The organism is Caballeronia sp. LZ008, assembly GCF_031451435.1.
Classification (GTDB): domain Bacteria; phylum Pseudomonadota; class Gammaproteobacteria; order Burkholderiales; family Burkholderiaceae; genus Caballeronia; species Caballeronia zhejiangensis.
Genome location: NZ_JARUXK010000004.1, coordinates 86,748 through 100,375 on the forward strand (window position 1 = coordinate 86,748; position 13,628 = coordinate 100,375).

The 13,628-nt window shown below is 61.9% G+C and carries 10 protein-coding genes; 4 read left to right on the plus strand and 6 right to left on the minus strand.

Features of this window, described 5'->3' with window-relative positions:
* Position 1: 1 nt before the first annotated feature.
* The 4 genes from QCE49_RS25130 to QCE49_RS25145 are packed head-to-tail and all read right to left on the minus strand — an operon-like array spanning position 2 to position 5,558.
* Positions 2–1,918 carry a (Fe-S)-binding protein gene (locus QCE49_RS25130; protein ID WP_250459198.1) on the minus strand — a complete coding sequence of 639 codons (1,917 nt, stop codon included), beginning with the start codon at positions 1,916–1,918 and terminating at the stop codon, positions 2–4.
* A 14-nt stretch (positions 1,919–1,932) separates the two neighbouring features.
* Complete coding sequence (locus QCE49_RS25135; RefSeq protein ID WP_250436319.1) at positions 1,933–3,996, minus strand: NADH:flavin oxidoreductase; 2,064 nt, start codon at positions 3,994–3,996, stop codon at positions 1,933–1,935.
* 28 nt (positions 3,997–4,024) lie between these two features.
* Positions 4,025–4,555, minus strand: coding sequence for a DUF5943 domain-containing protein (locus QCE49_RS25140; protein ID WP_008354152.1), 531 nt, complete (start codon positions 4,553–4,555; stop codon positions 4,025–4,027).
* Between the two features lie 31 nt (positions 4,556–4,586).
* Positions 4,587–5,558, minus strand: coding sequence for a dipeptidase (locus QCE49_RS25145; protein ID WP_008354153.1), 972 nt, complete (start codon positions 5,556–5,558; stop codon positions 4,587–4,589).
* 410 nt (positions 5,559–5,968) lie between these two features.
* Here QCE49_RS25145 and QCE49_RS25150 point away from each other — a divergent pair, with 410 nt between their 5' ends.
* Positions 5,969–6,964, plus strand: a complete 996-nt coding sequence (locus QCE49_RS25150) for a GlxA family transcriptional regulator (protein WP_008354155.1) — start codon at positions 5,969–5,971, stop codon at positions 6,962–6,964.
* Positions 6,965–6,968: 4 nt separating this feature from the next.
* On the opposite strand, the gene QCE49_RS25155 is transcribed toward QCE49_RS25150, so the two are convergent.
* Entirely contained in the window at positions 6,969–7,499 is a 531-nt protein-coding gene (locus tag QCE49_RS25155) for a GNAT family N-acetyltransferase (RefSeq protein WP_008354156.1), read from the minus strand.
* 903 nt (positions 7,500–8,402) lie between these two features.
* On the minus strand, positions 8,403–9,599 hold the full coding sequence (fdhA, locus tag QCE49_RS25160; protein WP_008354157.1) for a formaldehyde dehydrogenase, glutathione-independent: 1,197 nt from the start codon (positions 9,597–9,599) through the stop codon (positions 8,403–8,405).
* 227 nt (positions 9,600–9,826) lie between these two features.
* Here fdhA and betI point away from each other — a divergent pair, with 227 nt between their 5' ends.
* Genes betI through betA form a run of 3 tightly spaced genes read left to right on the plus strand, consistent with a single transcriptional unit; the run spans position 9,827 to position 13,626 of the window.
* Positions 9,827–10,414, plus strand: coding sequence for a transcriptional regulator BetI (gene betI / locus QCE49_RS25165; protein WP_008354158.1), 588 nt, complete (start codon positions 9,827–9,829; stop codon positions 10,412–10,414).
* Positions 10,415–10,443: 29 nt separating this feature from the next.
* Positions 10,444–11,913 carry a betaine-aldehyde dehydrogenase gene (gene betB, locus QCE49_RS25170; protein WP_175982380.1) on the plus strand — a complete coding sequence of 490 codons (1,470 nt, stop codon included), beginning with the start codon at positions 10,444–10,446 and terminating at the stop codon, positions 11,911–11,913.
* 12 nt (positions 11,914–11,925) lie between these two features.
* Positions 11,926–13,626 carry a choline dehydrogenase gene (gene betA, locus QCE49_RS25175; RefSeq protein ID WP_250440855.1) on the plus strand — a complete coding sequence of 567 codons (1,701 nt, stop codon included), beginning with the start codon at positions 11,926–11,928 and terminating at the stop codon, positions 13,624–13,626.
* Positions 13,627–13,628 lie beyond the last annotated feature (2 nt).

The window sequence follows — 13,628 nt, forward strand, 5'->3', positions numbered from 1 at the left end:
TTCACTCCAAGGCCGCAGCGACGAGTTCCGCCACGTCGAGCACTTCGGGACGAGGACCGACCACGCCTTCCAGCATCGCGGTGCATTGCGGGCAACCGACCGCGACGACTTCCGCGCCGACCGACTTCGCATCCGCGATGCGGATATCGGGAATGCGCTGCTTGCCGGGGATATCCGTCAGCGGCGCACCGCCGCCACCGCCGCAGCAACGCGCGCGCATGCCATGACGCTCCATCTCGACGACCTTGATGCCAATGGTCTTCAGCAACTTGCGCGGCGCTTCCGTCTCGCCGTTGTAGCGGCCGAGATAGCACGGATCGTGGTACGTGATTTTCTTGTCCGCGAGCACGGCGGCGGCCTTCGGCGTGAGCTTGCCGCTCGCGACGAGCTCCGCCATGAACGCCGTGTGATGCTGCACTTCGTAGTAGCCGCCAAGCGCGCGATATTCGTTGCGCAAGCTATGCAGCACATGCGGATCGGCCGTGACGATGCGACGGAACTGGTATTGCGACAGCGTGTTCATCAGCTTCGATGCGCATTGCTGGAACGTGGCTTCGTCGCCGAGACGCCGCGCCGTGTCGCCCGTATCCGTTTCGACGCCGCCGAGCACCGCGTAATCGACGCCCGCCTTGTTCATCACTTTGGCGAGCGCGCGCAGCGTGCGCTGATAGCGCATGTCGAATGCGCCTTCGCCGGCGATCAGCAGAACATCGACAGGGCGTCCCGGCTGCGCGACCTGCACTTGCAAATCCACCGACCAGTCGTAGCGCGCGCCGATATCGAAACCGTTCTGACTGCCGGTCTCGCGCAGGTTCGCGAGCGTGATCGGGCCTTTGCCGGGCACATCGCCTTCGACGAGCGTTTGATTGCGGCGCATGTCGACGATCGCATCGACGTGCTCGATCAGCATCGGGCACTCCTGCACGCACGCGCGGCACGTCGTACACGACCAGATCGTGTCCGCTTCGATCATCTGCGAGATGAGCGGCTTGGCCGGACCGCCGGAATGCCTGCCGACGGGAATGCCGGGTGTCGGGCTACCCGCGTATTGCGAGTCCGATCCGCCGACCATGCCGACGACCAGATCCTGAATCAGCTTCTTCGGATTCAACGGCTGACCCGATGCGAACGCGGGACACGCGGCCTCGCACTTGCCGCACTGCACGCAGGCATCGAAGCTCAACAACTGATTCCAGCGAAACTCGACCGGCTTCCCGACGCCATATTCCTTCGCATCGAGCACGGGCTTCTTGAGCGCCGTCGGCGGCACGACTTCGCGTTCGTTTTCGTCCTTCGCGTGAAAACGCTCCTGACGCGGATGAAACGCGAGATGCAGCAGACCCGCCATCGCGTGCTTCATCGGGCCGCCTTGCGCCGCGCCGAAGGTCATCGTGTACGCGCCCGCCGCGATCAGCAACGCGACGATGATCGCGAGCGCGCCGGACATCCACGATGCAGGCAGCAGCATGAACAACGCGAGACCGAGCGCGAACGAACCGAGCAGCAACGGCAGGCTGTCCCACGGTCCATGCGACAGACGCGCGGGCACGTCCTTCGCGCGACGCCGCTTGTACACGAACATCGCACCGACGAACATGATGATCGCCGCGAGGAAAATCGCGCGGTCGAGCCACACCGAATAGATCGCGAGACCGTAGTTGACGAAGACGAGCGCCATCGCGAGGATCGCGCCACCCGCGGTCGCGACGTGCGTCTTCGCGATATACGGATCGCGCGCCACGACATGATGCAGATCGACGAAATAGCGCTTCGGAATAGTCAGCAGATTCGCCCATCCATAGGCGCCGGCCGTCGTCGCGCGGCCTTCGCGCCAGTACGCTGCGCGCTTGAGCAAGGCGAACGCGAGGCCCGCCATCGAAAGCCACAACAGCGCGGTGATGACAAACACGGGGTTCATCGTCGAATACCTCGTCAGAAGTCTTTGCAGAGGCGCAGCGAATCGTAGATCGCGCTGTGGATGTTGTGCATCGAGATGCAGTCGCCGACGCGGAACAACAGGAAGCGTCCGTTGCCGAGCTCTTCGCTCAACGACGGCTGCGGTAGCGATGCGAACAGCGTGTGCACGTCGATCTGTCCGCGATTGAGCGACTCGGGCTTGAGCTTCCAGTAGAGCGCGTCGTTCGGCGTGATGCCGTTCTCGATCACGACCTGATCCACCGCGCGCTCTTCCTGCTCTTCCGTGTACTCGTTGCGGATCACGGCGATCTTCTTGCCGTTTTCCTCGTAGACCTTGTCGAGCCAGTAGTTAGGCGTATGAATGACGCCTTGCGCATAGAGACGGCGATAGAAGATCGGGAACGTGGTGCCGCCGGTGTCGTCGGCGACTTTGACATCGGGCGTGACGATCTCGACGTTATTGCCGCGCGACGCGATGAAGTCCGCTACGCCCGCGCCCGCATGAGTCGATACGCCGTCGTAGACGAGCACGTTCTTGCCCGGCTCGACCTTGCCCGAAAGAATGTCCCACGAACTCACGGCGAGACCTTCTTCGACGCCCCACGCAGGAACCTGTTCGGTGAACGACGAACCGCCCGTCGCGAGCACGACGATGTCCGGCTTCTCTGCCATGATCATCTTCTCGTCGGCGGCGACACCGAGACGGCGATCGACGCCGAGGCGCTTCGTTTCCATGTCGAACCAGCGCACGATGCCGGCCATTTGCTCGCGCTGCGGCGCTTTCGCGGCGAGCATGATCTGACCGCCGACATAATCGTTCTTCTCGAACAGCACGACATCATGACCACGCGAACGCGCGACGCGCGCCGCTTCGAGACCGGCAGGCCCCGCGCCGACCACGACAACCTTGCGCTTCGGGCCACGCGTCTTTTCGATGACGTGCGGCATCGTCTGTTCGCGCGATGTCGCGGCGTTCTGCACGCACAAAACGTCGAGACCGTTGTACTGGCGATCGATGCAATAGTTCGCGCCGACGCACTGCTTGATTTCGTCTTCGCGGCCATCGCGAATCTTGATGACCATATGCGGATCGGCTATCTGCGCGCGCGTCATGCCAACGAGATCGACCATGCCGTTTGCAAGCAGACGCTCGGCCTGTCCCGCATCGCGAATGCTTTGCGCATGCATGATCGGCAGCTTCACGACCGACTTGATGCCCGCGGCGAGATGCACGAACGGCTCGGGCGGCAGCGCCATCGGCGGCATGCAGTTGGCGAGCGTGTTGTGCGTATCCGCGCCCGAACCGATCACGCCGACATAATCGATGAGGCCGCTTTCGGACATCGCCTGCGCAATCTCCTTGAGGTTCTCGTGCGAGAGACCGTCTTCATGAAATTCGTCGCCGCACATGCGCAGGCCGACGCAGAAATCCGCGCCCACTTCTTCACGCACGGCCTTCAGCACTTCCATCCCGAAGCGCAGACGATTCTCCAACGAACCGCCCCATTCATCGGTACGGAAGTTGGTGCGCGGGCTCCAGAACTGATCGATCAAATGCTGATGCGCCGCCGAGATCTCGATGCCGTCCATGCCTGCATCCTTCACGCGCCTCGCGGCCGCCGCGAAGTCCTGGATGATGCGCTTGATCTCTTCCACTTCGATGATCTTCGCGTTGCCGCGATGCACCGGCTCGCGCACGCCCGACGGCGACATCAGATGCGGCCAGTGCTCGCCGTGCCATGCGGAGCGGCGGCCCATGTGCGTCGCCTGAATCATGATGAACGCGCCATGACGATGCATGGCTTCGGCGAGACGCGAGAGCGGATCGATAACCTTGTCGGTCGCGAGGTTCACCGACTTCCACCAGCCTTGCGGACTGTCGATCGACACCGGGCTCGAACCGCCGCACACGGCGAGGCCGACGCCGCCCTTCGCTTTCTCCTCGTAATAGCGGATATAGCGGTCGCCGGGCAGACCGCCCGGTTCGGCATAGACCTCCGCGTGCGCGGTGCTGACGATGCGGTTGCGCAACGTGAGCTTGTTGAGCTGAAGAGGCTTGAAAAGGTTCGGGTAACGCATCGCGATCGACCTCGGAGTTGAGCTTTGCTTACAGCGGCGACACTTCAAATACGCAATGCGAATGGCCTTCCGCCGCGCATTGGGTTTCGATCGACTTCGAGCGCGGACCTTTCTTCGCACTGTCGGGAGCCGTGTCGTTGACCCAGTCCATCGCGCCCGCGAACCAGCCCGCGAACATGTAGCAGAGCTTGCCCTCTTTGCCGGGCTGCGCGAGCACGAACGACGAGTTATGCAGATGAATGCGCGCATGCGATGTCGCAGGATCGGCTTCGACGATCGTGAAGAGTCCCCATCCACGTTGCGACAGGCGCTTCAGGTAATGCTCGAAGCACGCCATGCCGCTGATGCCGTGCTTCTCGGCTTCCTTGTCGCACCAGTGATACGCGGACTTGTAGCCGGCCTTGTAGAGAATCTCGGCATACGTATCGCGGCCGAGCGCTTCTTCGACGGCGACGTGATTGTTCGTGAAGAAGTGGCGCGGCACGTAGAGCATCGGCAGCGCGTCGGTGGTCCAGACGCCGGTTTGCGGATCGACATCGATAGGCAGTTGCGGTTGCATCGCGGGGTTCCTGTTTATTTGTCGTTGACGGTCAGACGTTCCAGACTTCGCCGAAGAAGCGCATCCAGTTTTCGCCCATCACTTTCTTGATGCGCGATTCGCTCCAGCCGGCCTTTTCCATTGCAGCGGTGAGGTTCGGGAATTCGCCGATCGTGCGAATGCCTTCCGGATTCACGACCTTGCCGAAGTTCGTCAGGCGGCGATAACGGCCCTTGTCGTGCGTGATCCAGTCGAAGAATTCGGTGCTATAGCCTTGCGTGAAGTCCGTGCCGATACCGACGTTGTCTTCGCCGATGACATCGATGGTGTATTCGATCGCTTCGAGATAGTCATCGACCGTTGCATCCGGGCCTTTCTTGAGGAACGGCGAGAACATCGTCACGCCGACGAAGCCGCCCGCATCGACGATCTCGCGCAGTTGATCGTCGCTCTTGTTGCGCGGATGATCCTTGAGTCCCGACGGACAGCAGTGCGAGTACGTGACGGGCTTCTTCGAGCAGGCGATCGCATCGGAAGACGTCTTTGCGCCGACGTGCGAGAGATCGACCATGATGCCGACGCGATTCATCTCGTGAATCACTTCCTTGCCATAACCCGACAGACCGCCGTCCGGTTCATAGCAACCCGTGCCGACGAGGTTCTGTGTGTTGTAGCAAAGCTGGACCACGTTCACGCCCAGCTCCTTGAACACTTCGATATAGCCGAGGTTGTCCTCGAACGCATACGAGTTCTGGAAGCCGAAGATGATGCCGGTCTTGTTTTCCTTCTTTGCGCGCAGGATGTCGTCGGTCGTGCGGACGAGCGTGAGAATTTCGCTGTATTCGCGGATCTGCTGCTTCATTTCCGCGATGTTGTCGATGGTCTTCTGGAAGTCTTCCCACACCGACACGGTGCAGTTCACGGCGGTGACGCCGCCCTTTCTCATGTCTTCGAACACGGAGCGCTCGAACTTCGAGATGTTCAGTCCGTCGATGATGATGCTGTCGTTGTGGAGGGTGCTCATCGTGGTGTGCTCCGTGTCGCCTGAGAGGTGGGGGTCGTTCGACGTCGCTTTCGTCGTTGCGTCTATTCTTGACTTTCGCCGTGCCGGTCAATTTACGAATTCAGACGTGTTCTTTACCTTTTCCGACATGCGCGTCTGTTTTCGACAAGTGGCGAATTCCTTTTCGGTGTAGCGAATTTTTTGTGTGGGCTGTTGCACTGCATCGGAACGATCGTGCGCTGCTGTAGTGCATGTCTTGCGGCGCCTGGCCCCGCGTCAGTGCGAGCGCGCAGCGGAGCATGCGCGATGCCCTTCATCGATCAGGGTTTAGCCTGATGGCATGGTAGTTGCACTCGCAACCAAAATTGCAAGCGTGGTAAGCGCCGCGCGTGACGGCGCCACTCAATAGATTCCAAGGAATCAGTTCTCACATGTCCTCCGATCGCACGGCGTCGCTGTCACACTTCGCGTTCATGCCGCTTCCTAACTTCACGATGATCGCGTTCACCAATGCGATCGAAGTCCTGCGCATGGCGAACTACTTGACGGGGCAGCCGTTGTATCGCTGGTCGATCGTGAGTCCGGAGGGCGGGCCGGTGACGGCGAGCAACGGGCTTTCCGTCGATACCGGTCCGGTGGAATGCGTGGGGCAGCCCGACATCGTGTTCGTGGTCGGCGGCATCGACGTGCAGCGTGCGACTACGCCCGCGCATCTTTCTGCCTTGCGCCGTTTCGCGCGCACGGGCAGCGTGCTCGGCTCGCTTTGCACCGGCACGTATGCATTGGCGCGCGCGGGCTTGCTCGCCGGCTATGCGTGCGCGATTCACTGGGAAAACATGTCGGCGCTTAAAGAAGAGTTTCCCGACACGCGCTTTCTCAAAGAGCTGTTCGTGGTCGATCGCGATCGCGTGACGTGTACGGGCGGCGTCGCGCCGCTCGACATGATGCTGAACTTGATCGCGGCACGCGTCGGCACCGCGCGGGTGACGCAGATCGCGGAGCAGTTCATCGTCGAGCATGTGCGCGATACGAGCGCGCAGCAGCGGATGCCGCTCGTCGCGCGTCTGGGGTCCGCGAACAAGTCGCTCTTCGAAGTCATCTCGCTGATGGAGAACAACATCGAAGAGCCGTTGTCGCGCGAGGAACTGGCGCGGCTCGCGGGCATGTCGCAACGGCAACTGCAGCGGCTATTCCGCGAACATCTCGGCATGACGCCGACGCACTACTATCTGACGTTGCGCTTGCGGCGCGCGCGTGAATTGCTGCTGCAGACCGACATGTCGATCATGCACATCACGATGGCGTGCGGTTTTCAGTCGGCGTGTCATTTCTCGAAGAGCTATCGCGATGCGTTCGGCACGGCGCCGACGCGCGAGCGGCGCAAGCAGGTGCCGCCGCTGGCTGCCGTTCCCGCGATGGTGGCCTGAGCGTTCAGATCGCCATGTGAAGGCGCGTTTCGCAGACTTCGCATCCGCCGAGTCTTTCGGTGCGGAACACGCCGTCCAGTGCAAAGCCGAGCGCCTTGTAGAAGCGCAGGCCGTGCACGTTTTCTTCGAGCGCCCAGAGCGTCATTTCCCGATAGCCTTCGCTTGCCGCGGCGTTGATCGCTTCATCGATCAGCATTCTTCCCGCGCCCTGGCGCCAGTGTGCCGGGTCGATATAGATGGCTTCAATTTCGGCATCCGTTCTGCCTTTGTCGTTATCGCGTGACGGGCCCCATGCGATCCAGCCGAGCATGATGTCGTCGCGTTCGGCGAGCATTATGCGGGGCATGCCGCGCGCGATCAGCTCGGACCAGAGGGCACGGCGTTTCGGAATGGAAAGCGAATTGAGGTATTCGGCGGGGAAGATGGAACGATAGGCGGCCTGCCAGGCCTTCACGTGGATGCGCGCGATTTCCGCAGCATCGGAGGGGGCCGCCAGGCGGAAGGAAAGCGCGGTTCGGAGGTAATCGGCCTTCATGCGTCCTAGTATGACGCGGTTTTCTTGCTTTTTGCCTTGTGGTTTTCGCTTGGTTCGGGTTTTGCCGGATGCCGGTTTCGCCGGAGCCCGGGTCGGTTGGCTTGGCTTGGTTTCGCCGGATCCCGTATTCGTGTCGGTCTATTAGCACTGCCCCTGTGCGGGGCGGCACTCACTTTCTTTGCTGCTGCAAAGAAAGTAAGCAAAGAAAGCAGCTTCCGATACGCCCGCGGTCACACGCAATTTGGGTAGTCCTCTCGTCCATCGTGGGCTGCCTAAAGAGTGCCCTCATAGGCCCAACCGGGCTTGGATCGCGCACGGTCTGAACCATCGCACCACACACCAAACGGGTTCAGCACCAAATAGCTCCAGCCCGCTTCGCGGCCGACCGGTCAATCGGGTCCGCGCGTGCTGCTCTACTAACGTCTCCATCTCACTGCAATCGCCGCCCTTTTGGTTTCCCTTGCAGACCCAGCGGCAGCGCGTAGCGCTGTGCCGAAGCCATTTCGTGCTGAACCAGCGCCCTCGAAGTTATTGGGCGGCAGACCGTGCGCGAGCCACGCCCGATTAGGTGTTTGAGGGCACTCTTTAGGCGAGTGCCGCCTGTGACGAGAGGACTACCCAAATTGCGTGTGACCGTGGGCCGTGACGAGCTGCTTTCTTTGCTTACTTTCTTTGCAGCAGCAAAGAAAGTGAGTGCCGCCCCGCACAGGGGCAACGCTAATAGACCGACACGAACACGGGATCCGGCGAAAAGAAACGAAACGCCAAACCCAGCTTTGCAGCGGCAAAGAAAGTAGGTGCCGCCCCGCACGGGGGCCGTGCTAATAGACCGACGCGATCACGGGATCCGGCAACAACAAGAAAACCGAAGGCCCCCAACCCGCCGGGGGCAAAAACAAAGGCTCAAGCCGCCTTCAACAACCCATGCGGATCGATAACAAACTTCCTCGGCGCTCCGCCATCAAACTTCCGATACCCATCCGGCGCTTCATCGAGCGAAACCACCGTCACATTGACGATATCGGCAATCGGCAACCGATCCCACAAAATCGCCTGCATCAGATTGCGGTTGTACTTCATGACCGGCGTCTGCCCCGTATGGAACGAATGCGACTTCGCCCAGCCCAGCCCGAAGCGAATGCTCAAACTCCCCTTCCTCGCCGCAGCATCGACCGCACCGGGATCGTCAGTCACGTAAAGACCCGGAATCCCGATCGCGCCCGCCGCCTTCGTAATCTCCATCAGCGAATTGAGCACCGTCGCGGGCGCTTCGTGACCGGCATCGCTGCCGTGACCGTGCGCTTCGAAACCCACGCAATCGACCGCGCAATCCACTTCCGGCTTGCCGAGAATCTGCTCGATCTGCTCGCCGAGCGTCGCATCCTTCGACAGGTTGATCGTCTCGAAGCCCATCGCGCGCGCATGCGCAAGACGCTCCTCGTTCATGTCGCCGACGATCGTGCAAGCCGCGCCCAGCAAGCGCGCCGACGCAGCCGCCGCCATCCCGACCGGCCCCGCGCCCGCGATATACACCGTCGAGCCCGGCCCCACGCCCGCCATCACCGCGCCGTGGTAACCCGTCGGAAGAATGTCGGAGAGGCAAGTCAGATCGCGGATCTTGGACATCGCCTGCGCTTTGTCGGGAAACTTCAGCAGATTGAAGTCCGCGTACGGCACCATCACGTATTCCGCCTGACCGCCGATCCAGCCGCCCATGTCGACATAGCCATACGCGCCGCCCGCACGCGACGGATTCACGTTCAGGCACACGCCCGTATGCTGCGCCTTGCACGTCGGACAACGGCCGCACGCGACGTTGAATGGCACCGAAACCAGATCGCCGATGGCAAGCGTCTCGACATCGCGCCCCACTTCGATCACTTCGCCCGTAATCTCATGGCCGAGCACGAGGCCGACTTCCGCTGTCGTGCGGCCGCGCACCATATGCTGATCCGAGCCGCAAATGTTCGTGCTGACGACCCTCAGAATGACGCCGTGGCCGATGTCCCGCCCGCGTGGATCGACCATCTTCGGATAGTCGATGGATTGCACTTCGACCTTGCCCTGCCCCAGATACACGACGCCGCGATTGCTGCTCATTGATCGTCTCCTTGTTTCGTGGACGGCATGCGCGAACCATCCGACCGATGACCGCGCCCGTGCAACGAGGGTAGCGCTCTCGCGACGCCGCGACTCGCACTCAATGCGACGCACGTTTGACTGAAACCGACATCGCGCGCAGAAAACCTTTCGACCCGGTTTTTATTGATTGACCGTTCAAAATAAAAAAAATAGTATCGGCGCACATCGTCAGTCACGAAAGGACCATGCCCAAGCTCGGAATGCGCGATATCCGCCGCGCGCAACTCATCGACGCCACGTTGCATACCATCGACCAATCTGGACTTTCCGGCGCGACGCTCGCTTCGGTCGCGCAGCGCGCGAGCACGTCGACGGGCATCGTCAGCCATTACTTCGGCGACAAGGACGGTCTGCTCGAAGCCACGATGCGCCATGTGCTGCGCTCGCTATGGCAAGGCACGTCGCGCCGCCGCAAAGCCGCGAAGCCCGATCCGCGATCGAAACTGCGCGCGGTCGTCGCGGCGAATTTCGATGTCGAACAGGTGAACGGGCCCGTCATGAAAACCTGGCTCGCGTTCTGGTCGGAAAGCATGCACAAGCCGGAATTGCGCCGGCTGCAGCGCGTGAACACGCGGCGTCTGCATTCGAACCTGTGCGCGGATTTCGCGCGTGCCTTGACGAAGCCCGCCGCGCGCCGCGCCGCAAGCGGCCTCGCCGCGCTGATCGACGGCCTGTGGCTGCGCGGCGCGCTGGCCGGCGAGCCGTTCGACACGAAGGGCGCGCTGCGGCTCGCTTACGAATACATCGACCTCGTGCTGGAAGCGCACGGCTGATTAATCACATTCAAGGAAAGGAGCGCGACATGTCCGCATTCGGAGAGCAACGGCTTTATATCGGCGGCGAATACGTCGATGCGACAAGCGGCGAAACCTTCGACACGCTCGATCCCGCGACCGGCGAAACGCTCGCGCGCGTGCAGCGGGCGTCGCAGGCGGATATCGATCGCGCGGTGAAATCGGCGCGCGAAGGCCAGCGCGAATGGGCCGCGATGACCGCGATGCAGCGCTCGCGCATCCTGCGCCGCGCGGTCGATCTGCTGCGCGCGCGCAACGACGAACTCGCCGCGATCGAAACACGCGATACCGGCAAGCCGATCGCGGAGACGCGCGCCGTCGATATCGTCACGGGCGCGGATGTCATCGAGTATTACGCGGGGCTCGCGACGGCCATCGAAGGTGAGCAGATTCCGCTGCGCGAATCGTCGTTCGTTTATACGCGGCGCGAACCGATCGGCGTTTGCGCGGGCATCGGCGCGTGGAATTATCCGATTCAGATCGCGTGCTGGAAATCCGCGCCCGCGCTCGCGGCGGGCAACGCGATGATCTTCAAGCCGAGCGAAATCACGCCGCTGACTGCGTCGAAGCTCGCGGAAATCTATACGGAAGCGGGCGTGCCCGCGGGCGTCTTCAATGTCGTGCATGGCGACGGACGCGTAGGCGCGATGCTCGCGGAACATGCGGGCATCGAGAAGATATCGTTCACGGGCGGCGTCGAAACCGGCAAGAAAGTGATGGCGCGCGCGGGCGGATCGACGCTCAAGGAAGTGACGATGGAACTCGGCGGCAAGTCGCCGCTCATCGTATTCGACGACGCCAACCTCGAACGCGCCGCCGATATCGCAATGAGCGCGAACTTCTTCAGTTCCGGACAGGTATGCACGAACGGCACGCGCGTGTTCGTCGAACGCGGTGTCATCGGCAAGTTCGAAGCGCTCGTGATGGAACGCGTGAAGCGCATTCGCATCGGCGCGCCCGATGATCCGCGGACGAATTTCGGGCCGCTCGCGAGCGCCGCGCAGTTGCAGAAGGTGCTGACGTATATCGAGAGCGGCAAGCGCGAAGGCGCGCGGCTCGTCGCGGGCGGTGGGCGCATGACCGACGGCGCATTCGCGCGCGGCCAGTACGTCGAGCCGACCGTGTTCGCTGATTGCCGCGACGACATGCGCATCGTGCGCGAAGAAATTTTCGGGCCTGTGATGAGCATCCTCGCGTTCGATGACGAAGACGAAGTCATCGCGCGCGCCAACGATACTGACTACGGCCTCGCGGCGGGCGTCGTGACGGAGAACCTGTCGCGCGCGCATCGCGTGATTCATCGGCTCGAAGCGGGCATCTGCTGGATCAATACGTGGGGAGAGTCGCCGGCGGAAATGCCCGTCGGCGGATACAAGCAATCGGGCGTCGGGCGCGAAAACGGCATCGTCACGCTGAGCGCCTTTACGCGCATAAAGTCCGTGCAGGTCGAGCTCGGTCCCTATCAGCCTGTGTTTTAAGGAGCATGTGCGATGAGCGCGAACGAATACGATTACATCATCGTCGGTGCGGGATCGGCGGGCAACGTGCTCGCGTCGCGTCTCACGGAAGACGAAGACGTGACGGTGCTGCTGCTCGAAGCGGGCGGGCCGGATTATCGCTTCGACTTTCGCACGCAGATGCCTGCGGCGCTGGCTTATCCGCTGCAAGGGCGGCGATACAACTGGGCCTATGAAACCGAGCCCGAGCCGCATATGAACAACCGTCGGATGGAGTGCGGGCGCGGCAAGGGGCTGGGCGGATCGTCGCTGATCAACGGCATGTGTTATATCCGCGGCAATGCGCTCGATTACGACAACTGGGCGTCGATGCCCGGTCTCGAGAACTGGAGTTATCTCGACTGTCTGCCGTATTTCCGCAAAGCGGAGACGCGCGATATCGGACCGAATGCGTATCACGGCGGCGATGGTCCCGTGCATGTGACGACGAGCAAGCCCGGCAACAATCCGCTTTTCGCCGCGATGGTCGAGGCAGGCGTGCAGGCGGGTTATCCGCGTACCGAGGATCTCAACGGTTATCAGCAGGAAGGCTTCGGTCCGATGGATCGCACCGTGACCGCGAAGGGACGTCGTGCGAGCACGGCGCGCGGGTATCTGGATCGCGCGAAGCATCGTGCCGGGTTGACCATCGTGACGCATGCGATCACGGATCGCGTGTTGTTCTCGGGTAAGCGGGCTATCGGCGTTGCTTATCTGCATGGCGGGCAGCGCGTGACGGCGCATGTGCGGCGCGAAGTGCTCGTGTGCAGCGGCGCGATTGCATCGCCTCAGTTGTTGCAGCGCTCGGGCGTCGGACGGTCTGACTGGCTGAAGGAGTTGGAGATTCCTGTCGTGCATGATCTGCCGGGCGTCGGTGAGAACTTGCAGGATCATCTCGAGATGTACATGCAGTACGAATGCAAGGAGCCGGTGTCCTTATATCCGGCGTTGCAGTGGTGGAATCAGCCGGCGATCGGGCTCGAATGGATGCTGAACGGGACGGGCATCGGCGCGAGCAATCAGTTCGAAGCGGGCGGCTTCATCCGCACGCGCGACGAGGATCTTTGGCCGAACATCCAGTACCACTTTCTTCCGGTCGCGATCAATTACAACGGCTCGAATCCGATAAAGATGCATGGGTTCCAGGCGCATGTCGGATCGATGCGCTCGCCGAGTCGGGGGCGCGTGAAGCTCAAGTCGCGCGATCCGAACGCGCATCCGAGCATTCTTTTCAACTACATGGCCGATCCGCTCGACTGGCGTGAGTTTCGCGATGCCATTCGGATTACGCGCGAGATCATGCGGCAGCCGGCGCTCGCGCGATATCGCGGGCGGGAGTTGCATCCGTCGGATGATCTGCAAAGCGATGCGGAACTCGATGCGTTCGTGAGGGCGAAGGCGGAGACGGCTTTTCACCCTTCGTGCTCGTGCAAGATGGGTTATGACGATATGGCTGTCGTCGACGGCGAAGGACGCGTGCATGGGATGGAAGGATTGCGCGTCGTGGATGCGTCGATCATGCCGCAGATTACGACCGGGAATCTCAATGCGCCGACGATCATGTTGGCGGAGAAGATTGCGGATCGGATTAGAGGCGTTGCTGCGTTGGGGCGGGCGGAGACGGCTTATTTTGTGGCGCGGGGGAAACGGGCGCGGGAGGTGGTGGGGGCGAAGGGGGGGTTGGTGGGGGTTTGAGG

Coding starts and splice junctions, on each gene's coding strand:
- betA (WP_250440855.1), top strand. CDS start 11,926: ATGAGCGCGAACGAATACGATTACATCATCGTCGGTGCGGGATCGGCG.
- QCE49_RS25145 (WP_008354153.1), bottom strand. CDS start 5,558: ATGAGCACCCTCCACAACGACAGCATCATCATCGACGGACTGAACATC.
- betB (WP_175982380.1), top strand. CDS start 10,444: ATGTCCGCATTCGGAGAGCAACGGCTTTATATCGGCGGCGAATACGTC.
- QCE49_RS25150 (WP_008354155.1), top strand. CDS start 5,969: ATGTCCTCCGATCGCACGGCGTCGCTGTCACACTTCGCGTTCATGCCG.
- QCE49_RS25140 (WP_008354152.1), bottom strand. CDS start 4,555: ATGCAACCGCAACTGCCTATCGATGTCGATCCGCAAACCGGCGTCTGG.
- betI (WP_008354158.1), top strand. CDS start 9,827: ATGCCCAAGCTCGGAATGCGCGATATCCGCCGCGCGCAACTCATCGAC.
- QCE49_RS25155 (WP_008354156.1), bottom strand. CDS start 7,499: ATGAAGGCCGATTACCTCCGAACCGCGCTTTCCTTCCGCCTGGCGGCC.
- fdhA (WP_008354157.1), bottom strand. CDS start 9,599: ATGAGCAGCAATCGCGGCGTCGTGTATCTGGGGCAGGGCAAGGTCGAA.
- QCE49_RS25130 (WP_250459198.1), bottom strand. CDS start 1,918: ATGAACCCCGTGTTTGTCATCACCGCGCTGTTGTGGCTTTCGATGGCG.
- QCE49_RS25135 (WP_250436319.1), bottom strand. CDS start 3,996: ATGCGTTACCCGAACCTTTTCAAGCCTCTTCAGCTCAACAAGCTCACG.